Annotated in this window: 20 protein-coding genes and 2 pseudogenes; 14 read left to right on the top strand and 8 right to left on the bottom strand. The window is 55.2% G+C overall.

What is annotated here, in order from left to right:
* Window positions 1-114 precede the first annotated feature (114 nt).
* Complete coding sequence (locus ACQ86N_RS04400; RefSeq protein ID WP_431214117.1) at window positions 115-750, top strand: c-type cytochrome; 636 nt, start codon at window positions 115-117, stop codon at window positions 748-750.
* Here the strand turns inward: ACQ86N_RS04400 and ACQ86N_RS04405 are convergent.
* From ACQ86N_RS04405 to ACQ86N_RS04415, 3 genes are all read right to left on the bottom strand, one after another.
* Window positions 707-1,297 carry a phosphotransferase enzyme family protein gene (locus ACQ86N_RS04405; RefSeq protein WP_431217988.1) on the bottom strand — a complete coding sequence of 197 codons (591 nt, stop codon included), beginning with the start codon at window positions 1,295-1,297 and terminating at the stop codon, window positions 707-709. The two genes, ACQ86N_RS04400 and ACQ86N_RS04405, sit on opposite strands and share 44 nt — an antisense overlap.
* Window positions 1,203-1,817 carry a phosphotransferase gene (locus tag ACQ86N_RS04410; RefSeq protein WP_431214118.1) on the bottom strand — a complete coding sequence of 205 codons (615 nt, stop codon included), beginning with the start codon at window positions 1,815-1,817 and terminating at the stop codon, window positions 1,203-1,205. Before ACQ86N_RS04410 ends, ACQ86N_RS04405 begins: the two co-directional genes overlap by 95 nt.
* Window positions 1,818-1,988: 171 nt before the next feature.
* A complete protein-coding gene (locus ACQ86N_RS04415; protein ID WP_431214119.1) occupies window positions 1,989-3,026 on the bottom strand; it encodes a LacI family DNA-binding transcriptional regulator in 1,038 nt (345 codons plus the stop codon).
* Between the two features lie 728 nt (window positions 3,027-3,754).
* Here ACQ86N_RS04415 and nudK point away from each other — a divergent pair.
* The 6 genes and pseudogenes from nudK to ACQ86N_RS04445 all read left to right on the top strand — a co-directional run bounded on the left by nudK (window position 3,755) and on the right by ACQ86N_RS04445 (window position 8,585).
* Window positions 3,755-4,336 (top strand): GDP-mannose pyrophosphatase NudK, encoded by a 582-nt coding sequence (gene nudK, locus ACQ86N_RS04420; protein WP_431214120.1) that lies wholly within the window; start codon window positions 3,755-3,757, stop codon window positions 4,334-4,336.
* A 104-nt stretch (window positions 4,337-4,440) separates the two neighbouring features.
* Window positions 4,441-5,982 carry a carboxylesterase/lipase family protein gene (locus ACQ86N_RS04425; RefSeq protein WP_431214121.1) on the top strand — a complete coding sequence of 514 codons (1,542 nt, stop codon included), beginning with the start codon at window positions 4,441-4,443 and terminating at the stop codon, window positions 5,980-5,982.
* Window positions 5,983-6,097: 115 nt separating this feature from the next.
* A pseudogene (locus ACQ86N_RS04430) lies at window positions 6,098-6,906 on the top strand (dipeptidase).
* A gap of 8 nt (window positions 6,907-6,914) precedes the next feature.
* A complete protein-coding gene (locus tag ACQ86N_RS04435; protein WP_431214122.1) occupies window positions 6,915-7,082 on the top strand; it encodes a membrane dipeptidase in 168 nt (55 codons plus the stop codon).
* A 75-nt stretch (window positions 7,083-7,157) separates the two neighbouring features.
* On the top strand, window positions 7,158-7,862 hold the full coding sequence (locus tag ACQ86N_RS04440; protein ID WP_431214123.1) for a hypothetical protein: 705 nt from the start codon (window positions 7,158-7,160) through the stop codon (window positions 7,860-7,862).
* Between the two features lie 417 nt (window positions 7,863-8,279).
* A complete protein-coding gene (locus ACQ86N_RS04445; RefSeq protein WP_431214124.1) occupies window positions 8,280-8,585 on the top strand; it encodes a YciI family protein in 306 nt (101 codons plus the stop codon).
* Window positions 8,586-8,845: 260 nt separating this feature from the next.
* On the opposite strand, the gene ACQ86N_RS04450 is transcribed toward ACQ86N_RS04445, so the two are convergent.
* On the bottom strand, window positions 8,846-9,220 hold the full coding sequence (locus ACQ86N_RS04450; RefSeq protein ID WP_431214125.1) for a MarR family winged helix-turn-helix transcriptional regulator: 375 nt from the start codon (window positions 9,218-9,220) through the stop codon (window positions 8,846-8,848).
* Between the two features lie 59 nt (window positions 9,221-9,279).
* Here ACQ86N_RS04450 and ACQ86N_RS04455 point away from each other — a divergent pair, with 59 nt between their 5' ends.
* From ACQ86N_RS04455 to ACQ86N_RS04465, 3 genes are all read left to right on the top strand, one after another.
* Window positions 9,280-9,606 carry a YciI family protein gene (locus ACQ86N_RS04455; RefSeq protein ID WP_431214126.1) on the top strand — a complete coding sequence of 109 codons (327 nt, stop codon included), beginning with the start codon at window positions 9,280-9,282 and terminating at the stop codon, window positions 9,604-9,606.
* A gap of 304 nt (window positions 9,607-9,910) precedes the next feature.
* A complete protein-coding gene (locus ACQ86N_RS04460) occupies window positions 9,911-10,123 on the top strand; it encodes a hypothetical protein (RefSeq protein WP_431214127.1) in 213 nt (70 codons plus the stop codon).
* A gap of 43 nt (window positions 10,124-10,166) precedes the next feature.
* Complete coding sequence (locus ACQ86N_RS04465; protein WP_431214128.1) at window positions 10,167-11,537, top strand: hypothetical protein; 1,371 nt, start codon at window positions 10,167-10,169, stop codon at window positions 11,535-11,537.
* Here the strand turns inward: ACQ86N_RS04465 and ACQ86N_RS04470 are convergent.
* Entirely contained in the window at window positions 11,512-12,243 is a 732-nt protein-coding gene (locus ACQ86N_RS04470; protein WP_431217989.1) for a GNAT family N-acetyltransferase, read from the bottom strand. The genes ACQ86N_RS04465 and ACQ86N_RS04470 overlap by 26 nt on opposite strands.
* Before the next feature lie 151 nt (window positions 12,244-12,394).
* On the opposite strand from ACQ86N_RS04470, the pseudogene ACQ86N_RS04475 reads away from it, so the two are divergent.
* Window positions 12,395-13,437 (top strand): annotated as a pseudogene (locus ACQ86N_RS04475) (AI-2E family transporter).
* Here ACQ86N_RS04475 and ACQ86N_RS04480 read toward each other — a convergent pair.
* Genes ACQ86N_RS04480 through ACQ86N_RS04490 form a run of 3 tightly spaced genes read right to left on the bottom strand, consistent with a single transcriptional unit; the run spans window position 13,399 to window position 14,681 of the window.
* Window positions 13,399-13,812, bottom strand: a complete 414-nt coding sequence (locus ACQ86N_RS04480) for a DoxX family protein (RefSeq protein ID WP_431214129.1) — start codon at window positions 13,810-13,812, stop codon at window positions 13,399-13,401. The pseudogene ACQ86N_RS04475 and the gene ACQ86N_RS04480 overlap by 39 nt on opposite strands.
* Window positions 13,813-13,824: 12 nt before the next feature.
* Entirely contained in the window at window positions 13,825-14,247 is a 423-nt protein-coding gene (locus tag ACQ86N_RS04485; protein WP_431214130.1) for a VOC family protein, read from the bottom strand.
* Entirely contained in the window at window positions 14,244-14,681 is a 438-nt protein-coding gene (locus ACQ86N_RS04490; RefSeq protein WP_431214131.1) for a hypothetical protein, read from the bottom strand. Before ACQ86N_RS04490 ends, ACQ86N_RS04485 begins: the two co-directional genes overlap by 4 nt.
* 162 nt (window positions 14,682-14,843) lie before the next feature.
* Here ACQ86N_RS04490 and ACQ86N_RS04495 point away from each other — a divergent pair, with 162 nt between their 5' ends.
* From ACQ86N_RS04495 to ACQ86N_RS04505, 3 genes are all read left to right on the top strand, one after another.
* Window positions 14,844-15,623, top strand: a complete 780-nt coding sequence (locus ACQ86N_RS04495; RefSeq protein ID WP_431214132.1) for a GlxA family transcriptional regulator — start codon at window positions 14,844-14,846, stop codon at window positions 15,621-15,623.
* Between the two features lie 31 nt (window positions 15,624-15,654).
* Complete coding sequence (locus tag ACQ86N_RS04500; RefSeq protein ID WP_431217990.1) at window positions 15,655-15,822, top strand: helix-turn-helix domain-containing protein; 168 nt, start codon at window positions 15,655-15,657, stop codon at window positions 15,820-15,822.
* Window positions 15,823-15,883: 61 nt separating this feature from the next.
* On the top strand, window positions 15,884-16,450 hold the full coding sequence (locus ACQ86N_RS04505) for an RNA polymerase sigma factor (protein WP_431214133.1): 567 nt from the start codon (window positions 15,884-15,886) through the stop codon (window positions 16,448-16,450).
* The last annotated feature ends 66 nt before the right edge of the window (window positions 16,451-16,516 follow it).

Consider the following 16,516-nt stretch of genomic DNA (forward strand, 5'->3'; position numbering starts at 1 on the left):
GGAATAAGATGAACTGCACCAACTGTCACCAGAATGGGGGCACCAAGCCGTTCTCGTTCAATCTATTGGCGTCACACGCCAGCTATCCCCAGTACAGGGCGCGGGAAGGGGAAGGTGCTGACGCTGGCCGAGCGGGTGAACAACTGCGTGATGCACCCGCACAATGGCCGGCCCCTGCCGCTGGACAGCAGGGAGATGGTGGCTTTTCTCTCTTATCTGAAATGGATCAATGGCGCGACGGGCGGCCGCGCTCACTTCAAAGGAGAAAAGAATCTGGAAGTGCAGTTCCCTTCAGTTGCCGCCGATCCGCAGCGGGGCCGGCAGCTGTATGCGGCCAACTGCGCGCGCTGTCACGGCGCCGACGGGGAGGGGATCATGCGCGGCGACAAGTCGACCTATGCCTATCCGCCGTTGTGGGGGCCGAACTCCTACCAGCCGGGCAGCAGCATGCACCGGATCATCAAGGAGGCGCAGTGGCTGAAGGCGAATATGCCTTATGACAAGGCCACCTGGGAAAAGCCTTTCCTGACCGACGCGGAGGCGCTGGATCTCGCGGCCTTTATCAATGACGACCGGCAGCACAGCCGCCCGACCGTAAAGAATTTCGACTATCCGAATATCGGCGAGAAGTCGATCGACTACGACCGTGGACCGTTCGTAGACCATTTTTCCGAACAGCAGCACAAGTTCGGGCCGTATAATGATATTATTGCAGAGTGGAGGAAGAAGGGAATGCGACCTGTCTGGTGATCGTCCGCAGCCGCGGGGCCATCTCGTTGTATTTTCTCAGCAGCGTAGCCTGATTGAGTGCGCGTACGTAGTTGTGGTCTTCGTACCTGCGTCCATAGTAAACGTCGTCATTCAGATAGTCGGACAGGAACCGGAGGGCCTGCATATACATCATAAACGCCCCGGCATACACGAAGGCGTCCTTCTCGGTCGGAGTCAGTTCGCCCCTCATCTCCTCCATATACCCTTCGACGATAGCTTTGAAATAAGATTCCCGGACTGTTATCTGTGTGAGGTCCTTTTCCTCTTCCGAGACCGGGGACAGATAGGTGCGCAGCATGTCCCCCACGTCGCTGATAAAATAACCCGGCATCATCGTGTCCAGATCGATCACGCAGATGCCCTTGCCCTGACGGTCGAACAATACGTTGGAGATCTTGGTGTCGTGGTGGGTGACGCGAAGCTGAAACCCTTTATTGGCACGGATATCCTCGTATTCCGAGACGATATTGTTCTGCGATTCGAGGTAGCCGATCGAGCCGTCCTGCGCTGCGGATTCGCTGTATATTGCCCTCGTCCAGCGCCGTCCGGAAATCCCGGTAGCGGCGGGACAGGTCGTGGAAGCCGGGCAGGGTCTGGTGGAGATTGTGGGCCGGGAAGCCGGACAGCAGGCGCGTGAACTCGCCGAATTTTTTGGCCGCTTCATAAGCCTGTGAGGGTGTGTCGGCGACGTCGATCGTTACGGAATTACCGACAAAGGGATAGAGCCGGAACCAGGCAGGGGCCGCTGCCTGCGACTCCGCGGTTGAGTCCTGCGAGCCGGCCTTCACGAGCGGCTGACCTTTCAGAGATAAGACAGGCCGGGGAAATATGGCGTCCGGGTAGTGCTTCGACAGGTAATTGCCCACCTGCCCGATATTATCGGCGATCGTCGCCGGGTCGGTGAATACCTCGCTGTTGATCTGCTGCAAAACAAAATCCCCTTTCGGACTCCTGATCCGCCAGGTGCGATTGATGAGGCCGCTTCCATGGGGAATGATTTCACAATCCGGGGAAAAACCATAAGCAGACAGGATCTGATCCAGCATAAGGTGTTTATTCTATCTCCAAACATAGGTAAGTTATCGGAGCTTTCCATGCGCAAACGGTTGCGCGAACAACCGACTGGAAGGAGGTTGGCGCCGCGGCAGCGGCGCAAAAAAATGGCCCCGGTATAGCCCTCGCTCGCGAGGGCGTAGCGGAGAGGGTAACAGATGCGCTTATTTCTTTCCGTGTACGATGAGTTGCCCGTTGATGACGACATTCTGGAAGGATTCCGGCTCGTCGGGCCGGGTCGGTTTTTCCTCTTCGGAGAGTATCCCGATCAGCATATCGGCGGCCTGCGCACCCTGTTCGTAAGGGTACTGTTCGACGCTGGCCATCGGCGGATTCTCCAGATAGCTGGTGATGGGCAGGTTGGCATAGCTGACGAAGCAGACGTCCTTGTTGATCTTCAGTTTTTGCTGGCGCGCGTACTGCATGGCGTCGAGCGCGATATAGTCGTTGATCGCGACGATGGCGGTGGGACGGGGACGCTGGCTCAGCAGGTCCTGCATGGCCCTGTGCGTGCTCTCGCGGGTGAGGTCCGTGGATACGACGAGTCCCATATCGATCTTGAGGCGGCGTTTTATCAGCACCTGTTTGTAGGTCTCGGTCCTTTCCTTCGAGGACCGCATCTGTTCGGGGCCGTTGAGGACGCCGATACGCCGGTGCCCCTTTTCGATCAGGAACTCGATCGCCTCGCGGGTGCCGCTGTTCATATTGGAGTAGACCTTGTTGAAGTCGGGCAGCGAAGGGACCCTGTCGAAGAAGACGACGGGAATATTGTATTTCTTCAGCGCCGTGAAATGGTCGTAGGTCGTCGTCTGTTTGCTGAGGGAGACGATGATGCCGTCGACGCGGTTATTCTTAAGGGTTGTGACGATGCGCCGCTCTCGGTCGATGTCGTCTTTGGACTGGCTGATGAGGACGCTGTACTTGTTGCGGCTGGCCGTTTCTTCGATTCCGTCGATGGCCTGGGAGAAGAACTCTTCCTTTAGATTCGGGATGATCACGCCGATGGTGAAGGTCCTGCGCTGTTTGAAGAAGATGGCCGTCTGGTTGGGTTCATAATTTAACTGCTGCGCCAGCTGCTGTACCCTCATCCTCGTCCGGAGGCCGATGCCGGGGTGGTCGTGCAGCGCCCGCGAGACCGTGGAGACCGAAACATTTAGCTGTTTGGCTATTTCCTTAATAGTAGGGAGTTTGGCATCCTTCATGGGATAAAGATAGGGGTTTCCTTTTACGGCCGCCCCGGAGTGGTCTTATCCCCGCGGTTCACGCCTTGCCCTCACCCCGGAGCCCAAAAAACCCGCCAGGGTCATGGCGGGTTAATTCATTCACTGTAAAGGGTTAGACGTTTTGTGGTACAGTGGTTTCAGAGACAGGCGCCGGATGCGCCACCGACGGCTTTCATTTGGATTGGATCACGGTTCTCAGGGATTGGATTACAGTTTTCAGGGAATTGGATCATTGGTTCATAGGGACTGGATTCATGGGTTCATAGGGGTGGATCGTTGGTTTCATAAGGATTGGATCACGGGTTCATAGGGACTGGATCGGTGTTCTCAGGGTAAAGACCATTGGGGTTCATAGATACTGGATTCGGGCTTTCCCGGGTACTGGATTCTGGGTTTTTCGGGTACTGGATTCTCGGTTTTTCAGGAATTGGATTTTGGACTTTTCAGGTATCGGATTTTCGTTTTTCGGCTTTTCGGATTTGGACTTTGCAACGGGTGTCTTGCGCTTTGACAACACAAAGATGCTACGGAAATCAGGGCTTTCCGAGTTTTTTCACATGCTATTCACATCATTGCCTGGTTAACTTAAAGGGCTTTACGAACAAACACCTAAAATGGGGTTTACCCTATCGGGGACCTTCGTATATTTACGATAGTTTGATGCCCCTAAAAGGTCAGATATTGCCCTAAAATCGGGATATTTGAATATGGCAACCAGCAAGACCACCATTCTCCAGACAGATATTCTTTCCGATAACTGGTATACACTAAAGAAGATCACCTATCAGCGGCAGAAAAGCGACGGGACATCAGAAACACATACCCGCGAAGCATACGACAGAGGCAACGGTGCAGTTATCCTGCTATATAACCGCCAGACAAGAACCGTCATTCTGACGCGACAGTTCAGGCTACCTACCTTTATCAACGGGAATCCCGACGGGATGCTGATCGAAGCCTGTGCGGGACTTCTGGATCTGGACCACCCCGAAGTCGCGATCCGCCGGGAGACGGAAGAAGAGACGGGGTACAAGCTATCCGCGATAGAGAAAATATTCGAAGCCTATATGTCTCCCGGTTCGGTGACGGAGATCCTCTATTTCTTTATCGCCGAATATTCCAGCGATATGAAAGTGCACGAAGGAGGAGGCCTCGCGGCGGAGGACGAAGACATCGAGGTCCTCGAATTGCCTGTCGACCGCGCGATGCGCATGATAGAAAGCGGCGAGATCAGGGACGGGAAAACGATCATGCTGCTGCAGTACGTCAGACTAAAGAACATCTTATAATATACAATCCACATGAAAAAACTTGCCTTATTCGCATCCAGCCTTTTGATCCTGGCCGGCACCACCGGCGCTCAGTCCGCGACACCCAACACCAGGCCCCTCAGGTGACGACAGCCAACGGCGTCATCGAAGGCGTCAAAGAAACCAACGGCATACTAACGTTCAAAGGCGTTCCTTTTGCCACCCCGCCGACCGGCGACCTGCGCTGGAAGGCGCCGCAACCGGTGAAGAATTGGAGCGGCGTGAAAAAATGCGACCACTTCGGACCACAGGCCATGCAGGCCCGCATCTACAGCGATATGATCTTCCGCTCCGCGGGCGTCAGCGAAGACTGTCTCTACCTGAACATCTGGGAGCCGGACGGCGACGCGAAAGACCTTCCGGTGCTCGTCTACTTCTATGGCGGCGGATATATTGCGGGAGACGGTTCGGAACCCCGCTATGACTGCGAGAGTATGGCGAAACAGGGCATCATCGCCATTACCGTCAACTACCGGCTTGGCGTATTCGGATTTCTGGCGCATCCCGACCTCACAAAGGAATCACCGAACCACGCCTCGGGCAACTATGGTCTGATGGACCAGTGCGGCGGCCCTGGCCTGGGTACACCGGAATATTCGTGCTTTTGGTGGCGATCCCTCGAGGGTGACGATCGCCGGCGAGTCGGCTGGCTCCTTTTCCGTGAGCGCGCAGATGGCCTCACCCCTGTCGAGGGGCTTATCGCCGGCGCTATCGGCGAGAGCGGCTCGCTACTGGGCGACAAGACCAAAACTCTGGCCGAAGCTGAGCAGAATGGCGTTGCCTTTGCCCACAGCTGCGGGGCATCGAACATCGCCGATCTCCGCGCCATGACGGCGGAGAAAGTACAGGACGCGGCGAAAACATTCAGCAACTACCGTTTCCCGGTCACCGTAGATGGCTATTTCTTCCCCAAACCCCCTGTCGATATCTATCAGTCGGGCGAGCAGGCGCACGTACCTCTGCTCGTGGGCTGGAATTTCCAGGAAGGCAGTTACAAATCTATTACGGGCAACGATGCGCCGACACGGGACAGCTATGAAAAAGGCGTCCGCAAGATGTACGGCTCCACGGCCGACGACGTGCTACGGCTCTATGCCGCGGCGGGCGACGCCGACGTAGAGGAGCTGGCGACAGAACTTGCAAGTGACAAATTTATCGCATATAGCACCTGGCGCTGGTCCGACGTCCAGGCGAGGACGGGCGGCAAGCCGGTATATCGCTATTTGTTTGGAGACTTCCATCCCGCGACCTTCCCGAGCGAAGCGAAGGGAACGAACGAGAAGGAGCAAGGGACGACGCTCCGACGAAGTCCCGCGCGTCAGCCGACGCATTCGGCGGAGATCGAATACGCACTGGGCAATCTTCCGCTGAACAAAGTATATTCCTGGACTCCAGTCGATGAAAATATCTCGTCGACCATGCAGGGATATTTTGTCAACTTCATCAAATCCGGCAATCCCAATGGCAAGAGTATTCGTATGGCTGCTTTACCGCAAGTGGCCCGCGGTAAAGCCCGGAGTACCCGCGACGGTTATGCATATCGGTGTGGAGACAGGAGCAAAAGTCGAGCAGCACCGCGACCGGTATTTGTTCTGGCAGAATCAATAAAACTATCATATGCGTAAAGTCTTGATCCTGGTAACGCTATTGCCCCTCTTTGCAACCGCACAGTCCTGGCAGAAACTGCACGATAAGGCCGTCGTGGTGGACACGCACAACGACGTGCTGAGCTCGGCTACGATGAATGGGCTCGATATTGGTACCGACCTGAAAGGAAAGACGCATTCCGACCTGGCGAGGTTCAGGAAGGGTGGGGTCGACGTACAGGTCTTCTCCATTTTTTGTGACGACAGGTATGGGGTGGGGAGCGCCTTCCGGCGGGCCAACCAGGAGATCGATTCGCTGTACGCAATTGCTGCGAGAAATCCGGACAAGATGCAGATCGTGTCGAGCCCGGAGGGGCTGGATCAGGCGGTTAAGCGGCACCGGCTGGGGGCGATGATGGGCGTCGAAGGCGGGCATATGATCGAAGACAAGATGGACTATCTCGATAGTTTGTACAAAAGGGGGTTCGGTACATGACCCTGACCTGGAATAACAGCACGTCCTGGGCTACCTCGGCGGTAGACGAGACGAGCAGGGCGTTTACCGTGACCCCCTATGGCCTGACGGAGAAGGGTAAGGAAATAGTCCGGCGGATGAACCGGCTAGGGATGATGGTCGACCTTTCCCATGTTGGCGAGCAGACCTTCTGGGACGCCATTCATACGACGAATAAGCCCGTGCTCGTGTCCCACAGTAGCGTATACGCGTTGTGCCCCGTTCCGCGCAATCTGAAGGACTCCCAGATCAGGGCCGTCGGGTTGAATGGAGGGGTGGTCATGGTCAATTTTTACTCGGGCTTTCTGGACAGCGCCTATGGCAGGAAATTGCAGGCCTTTTTGGCCAGACACAAGCCGGAGCTCGATTCGATGGCGGCGGCCAAAACTACCAGCTATGCGGTCAACGAGTTCCTGTCCAAAAATACCCCGAAGAGGCCGACTCCCTGAGGGCGCCCTTGTCGCTGCTGATGGACCATATCGACTATATCGTAAAGCTCGCCGGCATCGACCACGTGGGTCTGGGTTCGGATTTTGATGGGATAGAGTCTCCGCCCAGAGGACTGGACGACGTGACGACCTATCCATTGGTCACGGCGCAAGCTGGTGAAGAGAGGATACGGTAACAGGGATATAGAAAAGATACTGGGTGGCAACTTTATCCGGGTATATAAAGCCAATGCCATAAATTTACAACCATTATGACCTCGGGACCTATACTCATCTGCATCTCAGCGTGCGCTTTTCTCTTTTCCTGCCAGCAAATGGAGACCAGCGATACGAATACCACACCAACAGACAGCCTCGTGGTGACCAGCGTCTATCCCGTGCAGCCAATGCAGCTGGTCGCGCCCGTCGGTCTTAAACTCTCCTATACCGGCAGGACGACCACCGACAGCTCGGTCTTCTACCAGGTGATGTCGACCTATAACGGGGAAACATATGGGTTCAACCTCAGCGTCCCGAAGAAAGAGACCGGCACTGCCTATCTTTCCTCAAAAGGCAAGGCCAGCGATGACCTGCTACATTTTATGCAGCGGCTCTATGGACAACCCGTAGACTCCGCCAGCCGTATGGGCGACTATATCCCTGCCAGCTACTCCGCCCTTGGCGCGCTGATCGAGACGAAGACCGATACCACCGTCGGCAAGGCTGCGGGGGCTGCGGCGGGCGTGGGAACAGCAGGGAAGCCGGGGGCCGCGGTGTCCGCGGTCAGATCCGTGGACACTCTAAAAGTTCAAAAACCAGTCAGTCTGGGCACGCAGAACAAGCTCGTCTTCAGAAACGCCGCCGGCGACCAGGCGGAGATCTATCTCGACATCGACGAAAAGACGCACCTGATCGGTCTGATGGAAAAAGACTCCGTCAACCGGGCGCCCCTGATCAGGTGCCTTCAGCAGAAATAGCACTATGGATCTCGCGATCACTGGCGCGCGCTGTCCCGCCGCCGGGCGGGCCTATTTCCTTTGAAAAGGAAACCCGATAGGGGTTAGCTATCGGGCCTTTAATAGTTTGTACAATTGGACCAGAGCAACGGTAAAATGACTGAGAGGTTAGGGGTTTCCCGGTAAAAATTATACCGCACTAAAAGTATTTGATTCTGAGGAACTAAAAAATAGACCCCGGGGTTTGTTTTGGTTTTTTTGGCCGGCGGTCCCCCCGCCGACGATTCATATCCCCATCCTACCGCCTTCGATGGTTCACGGACCGGTCGAAGGCCCAAACCAAGACGGTCCCCATCCGACGGTTCCGTTCCCCGCCACCTCTCCCTGCGGTCAAGCATCCGTATGGGGAAAAGGAAAATCCGCCAGAAAAACGCTATTTTGGAGACAACTATGGACAAAAAATACTTCTTCCTCCGCCTGAACCCCGTCCGGCCTGATTTCACGCAGACGATGACCGACGCCGAGCGCGTGACGATGCACCAGCATGCTGCCTACTGGCGCCAGTTTATGGAAGAGGGAAAGATCGTGGTTTTTGGACCCGTCTTTGACCCGAACGGGGCGTTTGGGATGGGAGTGGCCCAGGTAGACGAGGAGGAGGAGCTGAAGCAATTCATTGCCGGGGACCCCGCTCTTGCCTTGAGTACGATCGACTATTTCCCGATGCGCGCGGTAATGCCGGGTTGACCCGCGGCCGCCGGACGTGAACCAGCCGGACGTGAACCAGCCGTGAACCGTCCGTGAACCAGCCGTGAACCAGCCGTCCGTGAACCAGCCGTGAACCAGCCGGACGTGAACCAGCCGTGAACCAGCCGGACGTGAAACACACGTCCCGGCCTACCCCAAAACCCGCCGCAGTGCGGCACCCCGATCCTCTGTCAGCAACCCACCAAAATCTTCCTCGATCCCATTCAGGTAACGCAACAACTCCTCCCGCACCCGCGCCGTCATCTCCCCAAAAACGAATCAGCGATCCGCCCTGCCAGCCGCTGCGCCCGCCGCAGGATTGCCTTCCCCTCCTTCGTAATGCCAAGCAGCCGCGCCCGCTTGTCCGCCGGATCGACGGCTTCAGTCACCAGCCCCGCCTGAATCATCCGGTTCAGGATATCGATACCCGTCGTTGGCCCGAAGAGGAGATTGTAGCTGATGATATCCGTCTTGCGGGCCGACCTCTTACTTTCGATCGCGTGCAGGAAGAAATACCATTCCACCTCGATGTCCAGCTGCTCTTTCAGCGCCAGCTTCAGATAAGTGCGCTGCAGCGAGGCGATACGCCCCATCATGCGGGACAGCTGAAAATTGGTTGCGTTTGACGATGCCATGCGACAAATATATCGAATCCGATGTAATTTTCTCCTACCTTCGCGCTATAAATAAGACCATGAAGAATTTTCTCGTACTATTCCGGGAGCCGGATGGAAGGACAGAACAACACAGCGAAGCCGACATCGCCCGTCACCGGGAGAACTGGGCGGAATGGATGACACGCTGGGGCGCGAGCCTCGCCGGAGGCAGCGGGCTTACGCTCAACGGCAGGCTGATCAAAGACGGTAACACCAGCGACGACATTCATCGCGTCGGGACGGAGATCGTCGGAGGTTTCCTGATACTAAAGGCAGAAAGTCTCGATGAGGCAGCAGGCATCGCCGGGACCTGTCCGATTTACGAATTCGACGGCTACGCCGAAGTGCGGGAAATGCAGAAATAAATGTCGGGCAAACGGTTTTTAGGCCGAATAAGGTAAATTAAGCTGGTAGCACTTATTGTAAATGAATTTAAAATGTCGTCACTTTAGACGATCGGGACATTTAACGGTATAGTGTACCCGAAACTTTTGCTCCCTATTTACTCGATGATCCTACCAACGCCGTAATGCGGGGGCAAACGCGATTTTCCAGCAGGCCGCGAATAAATACCTGATCGACTACTATCTCGGTGCGGCCGGCCATACCAACTATACTACTTTCCCGATCTCGCCGAAAAGCCGGTTTAAGCTGCGGGTATTGAAAGATATGCCCCTTCATCAATCCGCCGCTGTCGGCTCGGCCACGCTGGAAACACTGAAGAAAGGCTCGGAGGTATATTATGTGGACCGCAGCCCTAATACGGACTCGGTCGCCAATGTCGGAAAATGGGTCTGGTATAAGGTGAGTACGAAGACCGCGCATACCGGGTGGGTCTGGGGATATCCGTCCGGGATACAGGAAGCGACAGATGAGCGTTGAGAACCTTATATTTGCGGCCAAAACCTATCACCAACACTCTCTGATGACCGAAAATAAAGCGCTTACCCGATCGCTGCACGCGGTCCTTTTCCTGTTGTTCTCCGGCTGGCTTTACCTGTTCGTTACCACTCCCGTTCGAATCTGCCCGGACTCCTACGGATATTTTGCCGACGCCGATCACCTGTTCGAGCCAGGATACCAGACCATAAGGCCCGTCCTCTTCCCACTGTTCCTTCGGGTCTTACACGGTACCCCGCTAAAAATGAGCATAGTCGCCTATTTACTCAATTGTGGGAGCCTGTTATACATGGTAAAGCTAGGCAGTGGGAAGGCCCGCCCGCTGTTCTCGCGGCGGAATACTATCGTACTGATCAGTTTCCTGATGCTCATAGGGATATGGAGTTACTGCGGAACCTATCTGACTGAGTCCATTCTCTTTGCCGTACAGATATGGATCTTCATCTTTCTTTATAAGATCGTATTCCCCATAAAAGCCCCAAATGTCCTGGCGGCCATCGGCTATGCCCTGGCGATATGTCTGCTGGCAACCACGCTCAAGCCGTGGATAATGATCATGGTATTGCTGACCGCAGTTAGCCTGTTCATCGCAAGTCTTGCCATCCGGTCATTCCGGTCAAAAATGCTCTCTTCCTTTATACTGCTTGTCGTTGCAATCGTTGCGTTCGGCGTCAGCATGGGATATAACAGAAGTAAAAGCTTTGAAAAGGCCAATATAGTCGTCTTTATGGCCGGCTCGGGCTTCGAACGGACCCTGCAGGAAAGACTGACGGGCGACAAAAGCCTGAATAAAGAGGACTCTTCATTTCTGGCAGCGGTCCTTTCCGACATGGACCTGATCCTCCACAAATACGACCGGAATCCGTGGGATGCCTCAAAGGCCCGCGAACTCCGAGTATTGAATGTTCTCGATCCAGCATATGGACCAGGCATCGACAAAGCCTATCGGCTCGTGTATTTTCAGCGGTTCAGGGATTTTATGGGATTGGTCGGCCTGGCCTTCGAACGGCATATATCGGACCTCCGTCTCGACACGTCCTGCTTTGAGATCGCATACGGTCCCGAATTACCGGGCCTGCGGAACCTATCCGTCATCCTCATCGTCGGATTTGCAGTGCTGCTGCAGGCCTGGAACTCTACCAGGCCAGATCCGTCCACCGGGCGAAGGACCGGACTGCGGCCTATCGGGAACTATCTGAAAGAAAATAGACAGCTTTCGGTCTTCATCGGCGTCATGCTGTTGTCGGGAATTATTTTCAGCCTGCTGCTTACACTGGCCGGCGCGTTCGAGCTTAAGCGCACCAACCTTCCCTCCGCCATTTGCCAGGCGATCGCTATCGCGTGGATCGTTGTGAGTTACCCGGGCTCCGCTAAAACTCCTCCAAAAACGCGATGATATACCCGTCCGGATCGGAGATATAAAACTCACGTCCATACGGCATCTCCCGAAGGGGCTGGACCACATCGACCGAAGAGGCGGCGAGCCCGGCATAAAGATCGCCGACGGCCGCGACGGAGAACGTTATGTCGACGTGTTCATTTTCCCTTTTATATTCCCTGTCCGCGGCCGGCGGCTGCGCCGTCTGCTTGAGGTGAATGGAATAGCCATCCCGTCCGATGCCCGCATAGAAATCCTCGTAGCGGAACTGCACGCTAAATCCGAGGACGCCGGTGTAAAAGCCGATCGACCGGTCCAGGTCGGATACGAGCAACAGCGGGCTCATACCTTTCAATGACGGACGTGTGGCCGCGGGAATCGTTAACCCCATCCTCATTTCTATAAGGTGTTTGATAAACCCGGCCTTTTCATATGCGGCGATCGCGGGCTGGTTGTCGTAGTAGACGTCCAGGCGCAACTCGTTGATATTTTGTTCGATGGCCCAGTTTTTGAGGGCTTCGATAATGAGGCGGTTGACGCCTTTTCCGCGGTGTTCGGGGACGACGTACATAAATCCGAGATAGGCGTGATGGGTATGTTTGAGATAGTGCCTTCCCTTTTCGATGCGGGCATAACCCGATGCGATGAGGACGCCGTCGAGTTCGGCGACCATGAGCCGGATCTCCGGCGCGCTCAGCATATAGCGGATGTCGTAGTAGTTGATCGCCCCCCGCGGATGGTCGGGTCGAACGGGCGCTCTGCAGTAATGACTCCCTGCTCAAACACTAACAGGGCCGCGAGGTCCGATTTAGCCGCCTGTCTTACGTTGATAGATGACATGAGTAAATTTAAGGCAATAACACTACATTTATACTATGGCGGACCGATATAACGACCGACTGCGTCAGCTGCTGCTGCTCGCCGCGATACTGGGGCTGGCTTTGCTGCTGTTCCAGGAACTGTGGGCTTTCTTCCCGGGTTTTCTGGGGGCCGTCACCTGGTATATCCTGTGCCGCCGCATGTACAACTATCTGACGGAGAAAAAGCACTGGAACAGGTCGCTGGCAGCCTCTCTTTTCCTGGTAGGATTCCTCGTCTGCGCGGGCCTGCCTGTCTACCTTGCGGTCCGTCTGATGACGGCCAAGCTGAATACGGTCTTCTCCGATACCCACGAAATCATGCAGGTATTGCGGACCTTCTCCAATCAAATAAAGAACTGGACCGGTGAGGAGCTCCTCACCGATGAAAATCTTAAACAGCTGCAAAAGGGAGTCACGGGTTTTATACCGACCCTGCTCAACAGTACGGCGTCGATGCTGGGCAACCTGATCATGCTGCTGTTCCTTTCCTTTTTATGTTTACGGGCGGACAGCGGATGGAAAAAGGCCTGCGACCATGGATGCCCATGCGGGACGACAATATCCGGGTCCTGACGAAGGAGACCCACAACATGATCCGGGCCAACGCCATCGGGATACCGCTGATCTCGATGATACAGGGGCTGGCCGCGATGCTTGGCTACGCGCTGTTCGGCGTAAAGGACTATGTACTCTGGGGATTCCTGACGGGTCTGTTCGCCTTCTTCCCGGTCGTTGGGACGATGGCCGTCTGGATACCGGTCGTCGTCTATCTATCCGCGTCGGGCCATGGCGGCGCGGCGATCGGACTGGGGATCTATAGCCTGGTCGTAACGGGCAATATCGACACCGTGGCGAGGATCACGATACTGAAAGGTCTGGGCGATGTACACCCGCTGATCACGGTCCTCGGTGTGATCGTAGGGCTGAAGTTGTTTGGATTCTGGGGATTCATTTTCGGTCCGCTGATGGTCAGCTATTTCCTGCTGTTGTATAAAATATACTGTTCCGAATACGGAGCCTTACATGCTGAGGCCAGGGACTCTGGCGGAGCCGGCTGATATGCGGCTGCCGGTCAGCAACCTGTTATAGCATACATACGATACCATGAGAATTGCCAGCACTACCAGCGGAAACCAGGTCTGTCCGTCGGCGATGCCGTCGACCATGCCGTGCGAGATAGAGGCGAAGATGAAATCGAACGTAAATCCGGCATAGGCCCAGTCTTTTACGCGGCGGGGCAGGCGGGGAAGGATAAGGAGGATAGCACCGATAACTTTAAAGACGGTGAACCATACCCGGAAATAGTCGGGGTAGCCGAGGTGGCTGACACCCTGTCTGGCGATCTCCGTATTAAAGGTCAGCGCAGGCACCAGGCCTTCGAAGAGCACGATAAGGATCGTGCTGGTCCAGAAGATGATCTTTGTACTTTTCATGATGGTTGATTTTTAGCGTTGATTAATTTTTGTGTAGTTGAGCATCCATTTGATGCCATACCGGTCGGTGAGCTCTCCGTAAATACCGCCCCAGATGGATTGGTGGGGAGGCATCGCGACAAGGCCGCCGGAGGAAAGTCTGTCGAAACATTTGTTGAGTTCTTCGTTGCTGCTGCAGTGCAGGCAGAGCGCTATCGAATTGCCCTGTTTGAGCCGGGCGCCCATCAGGTCGGAGCCCATGACGATGGTGACTCCGTCCTTTGTCAGGCTCCCGCGAAGGATATTGGCGTCGGCCTTCGAGGGCATCTGCGCCCCCATGGCGGATTCGCCGACCTTTTGCATATTGAGCTCGCCGCCCAGGCACTGCTGGTAGAAGGTCAGTGCTTCCCGGCACTGGCCGCTGAAATGGAGGTAGGCGATCAGTTGTGTCATCATTTGTTGGTTTGGTTGGGGGTTAGTTGGGGGGCGAGGCGGACCATACAGCGAACTTCTTTTTCGCTGAGATACATTTCCACTCCCGCGCCCTGCGGGTCGATTCGCGGGTCGGCGGTCAGTTCGCGGAAGGCCCTGCCAAAGACGGAGGTGTCGGCCATAAAATCGTGGAGGACGATGCTGATATAGTCGCCTTTTTTTACGACGAAAGTTTCCGCGCCGAGTTTTTCCGTCTCGCCGGGGTAGGCTTCCTCTACGCAGGCCTTATAGACTATGGTGCCTTTGCTGTCCATCCAGGAGATGCCGAAAAAATGACGTCCTCCGGTTGGCGGGACCAGGGAGTGCAGTTTCTGGTATGCTGCGGCGACCCCATCCGGGAAACTGGCGGCCGGAATGCAGAGCAACTTGATGTCGTGGTCGAGTTTGTATGGTTCCATCTGGGTTATTTTGATACATCAAAGCTACCCCGCAATTTCTGTACGCGCGGGGCGGTAATCCGTCAATGTGAGGGGTTGTTTACGACAGTAAATGGGGTTATCTTTATGATCCAGGCGGCCTTTTGGAAGGACCGCCAATGACAATCAAAAAATGCTCGCACTATGAAGAATATAGCCATCCTTGTCCCCGAGACCGCCGTTATAGAGGCGGTCGCCGATCCACGTTATCTTTTCACGGCCCTCAACGAGTTTCTGAAAAGCCAGGAGCGCGAACCGCTGTTCAACGTGCAGCTGGTCGGGCTTACGCCGGAAGTCAGGCTGAACGATGGCATATTCTCTATTCATGTCGACGCCGTGCTGAAGATGGCAAGAAAACCCGACCTGATCATCGTCCCGGCCGTCAGTGGGGATATGGAGCACGCGGTGCGGCTGAATAAAGATTTTCTGCCATGGATCGTCAAGCAGTACAAGGAAGGCACCGAAGTGGCGAGTCTTTGTCTCGGAGCGTTCCTCCTCGCGGCTTCGGGGCTTCTCGATGGCAAACCGTGTTCGACGCACTGGCTGCTGGCCAATCAGTTCAGGACCATGTATCCCGACGTCGAACTCTGCGACGACAAGATCGTCACCGAACATAACGGTCTTTACACCAGCGGTGGCGCCAACTCCTACTGGAATCTGCTGCTATATCTCACCGAAAAATATGCCGGGAGGGAAATGGCCATTCTTGCTTCCAAGTTCTTTGTACTGGATATCGACCGCAACAGTCAGTCGCCCTTTAGCATCTTCAAGGGGCAGAAAATACACAACGACGCGGATATCGTAAAAGTGCAGGAGTTCATCGAGACCAACTACCAGGACAAGATCACCGTCGACGAGCTCTGCGAAAAGTTTGGGATAGCGCGCCGCACGTTCGAGAGAAGATTCAAAGAAGGCGACCAATAATACGGTACTCGAATACTGGCAGCGCGTCAAGATCGAGGCGGCCAAGCGGCAGCTCGAGCTGAGCCGTAAGACGATCGGCGAGGTCATGTACGAGGTGGGCTACAACGATACAAAAGCCTTCCGGGACATATTTAAAAAAGTCACCTCTATGTCGCCTGTGGATTACCGGAATAAATACAATAAGGAAGCATTCAATTAACAGTCTTGGTGGGGGTGCACAAATTCGTAAATTTGCACGCTAAAATCAACTTTACAGCCCTTTGTTGCCTTCCTCCATCCTGCATGACGAAAAGGTTCTCTTACAGCAAATAGCTCATGGAGATGAGGCTGCTTTTTCCACTTTGTTCTATGCGTACTATGCGAGCCTGCATCCTTTTATCATGAAGCTGACGCGGTCCGCGGAGGATACGGAGGAGGTGATACAGGAGACCTTCCTTCGTTTGTGGCTGGGCCGGGACCGGCTGCTGGAGGTGGAGACGCCCCAGGCCTGGATCCATACGGTCGCGGTGAACGAGTGTTATAAATATCTGAAGAAAAGAAGCAGTCGGAAGGACGGGCTTGCCGGGCTGAGGATGGTTCGGTCTGAGGATGGGGAGGAGACGCTGCACGCGGTGCAGCTGAAGGAGATAAGACAGCTCGTCGCGGAGGCCGTGAACCGCCTGCCACATCGCCGCCGGAGAATATTTCAGATGAGCCGGGATGAGGGGATGACGATACCGGAGATCGCGGAGGTGCTGAGGATCTCGCCGAATACGGTTAAGAATACGCTGGTTACTTCTCTCCGGAAGATCCGGGAATATTTGGCCGCGAAGGGGCATGGCGTGTAGGGGAGGGTTCCCCGGGGCACCCCCAAAAAAATATTTTTCCCCCCAATAGTCCTGATCCCCGTCCCG

The sequence above is a fragment of the Puia sp. P3 genome (assembly GCF_050632245.1).
In the GTDB taxonomy this organism is placed as follows: Bacteria; Bacteroidota; Bacteroidia; order Chitinophagales; family Chitinophagaceae; genus Puia.

What these genes read in the sequence shown, in the direction of transcription:
- ACQ86N_RS04410 (WP_431214118.1), bottom strand. Translation starts at nt 1,817, where the DNA reads ATGCTGGATCAGATCCTGTCTGCTTATGGTTTTTCCCCGGATTGTGAA.
- ACQ86N_RS04415 (WP_431214119.1), bottom strand. Translation starts at nt 3,026, where the DNA reads ATGAAGGATGCCAAACTCCCTACTATTAAGGAAATAGCCAAACAGCTA.
- nudK (WP_431214120.1), top strand. Translation starts at nt 3,755, where the DNA reads ATGGCAACCAGCAAGACCACCATTCTCCAGACAGATATTCTTTCCGAT.
- ACQ86N_RS04440 (WP_431214123.1), top strand. Translation starts at nt 7,158, where the DNA reads ATGACCTCGGGACCTATACTCATCTGCATCTCAGCGTGCGCTTTTCTC.
- ACQ86N_RS04450 (WP_431214125.1), bottom strand. Translation starts at nt 9,220, where the DNA reads ATGGCATCGTCAAACGCAACCAATTTTCAGCTGTCCCGCATGATGGGG.
- ACQ86N_RS04455 (WP_431214126.1), top strand. Translation starts at nt 9,280, where the DNA reads ATGAAGAATTTTCTCGTACTATTCCGGGAGCCGGATGGAAGGACAGAA.
- ACQ86N_RS04460 (WP_431214127.1), top strand. Translation starts at nt 9,911, where the DNA reads ATGCCCCTTCATCAATCCGCCGCTGTCGGCTCGGCCACGCTGGAAACA.
- ACQ86N_RS04465 (WP_431214128.1), top strand. Translation starts at nt 10,167, where the DNA reads ATGACCGAAAATAAAGCGCTTACCCGATCGCTGCACGCGGTCCTTTTC.
- ACQ86N_RS04480 (WP_431214129.1), bottom strand. Translation starts at nt 13,812, where the DNA reads ATGAAAAGTACAAAGATCATCTTCTGGACCAGCACGATCCTTATCGTG.
- ACQ86N_RS04485 (WP_431214130.1), bottom strand. Translation starts at nt 14,247, where the DNA reads ATGATGACACAACTGATCGCCTACCTCCATTTCAGCGGCCAGTGCCGG.
- ACQ86N_RS04490 (WP_431214131.1), bottom strand. Translation starts at nt 14,681, where the DNA reads ATGGAACCATACAAACTCGACCACGACATCAAGTTGCTCTGCATTCCG.
- ACQ86N_RS04495 (WP_431214132.1), top strand. Translation starts at nt 14,844, where the DNA reads ATGAAGAATATAGCCATCCTTGTCCCCGAGACCGCCGTTATAGAGGCG.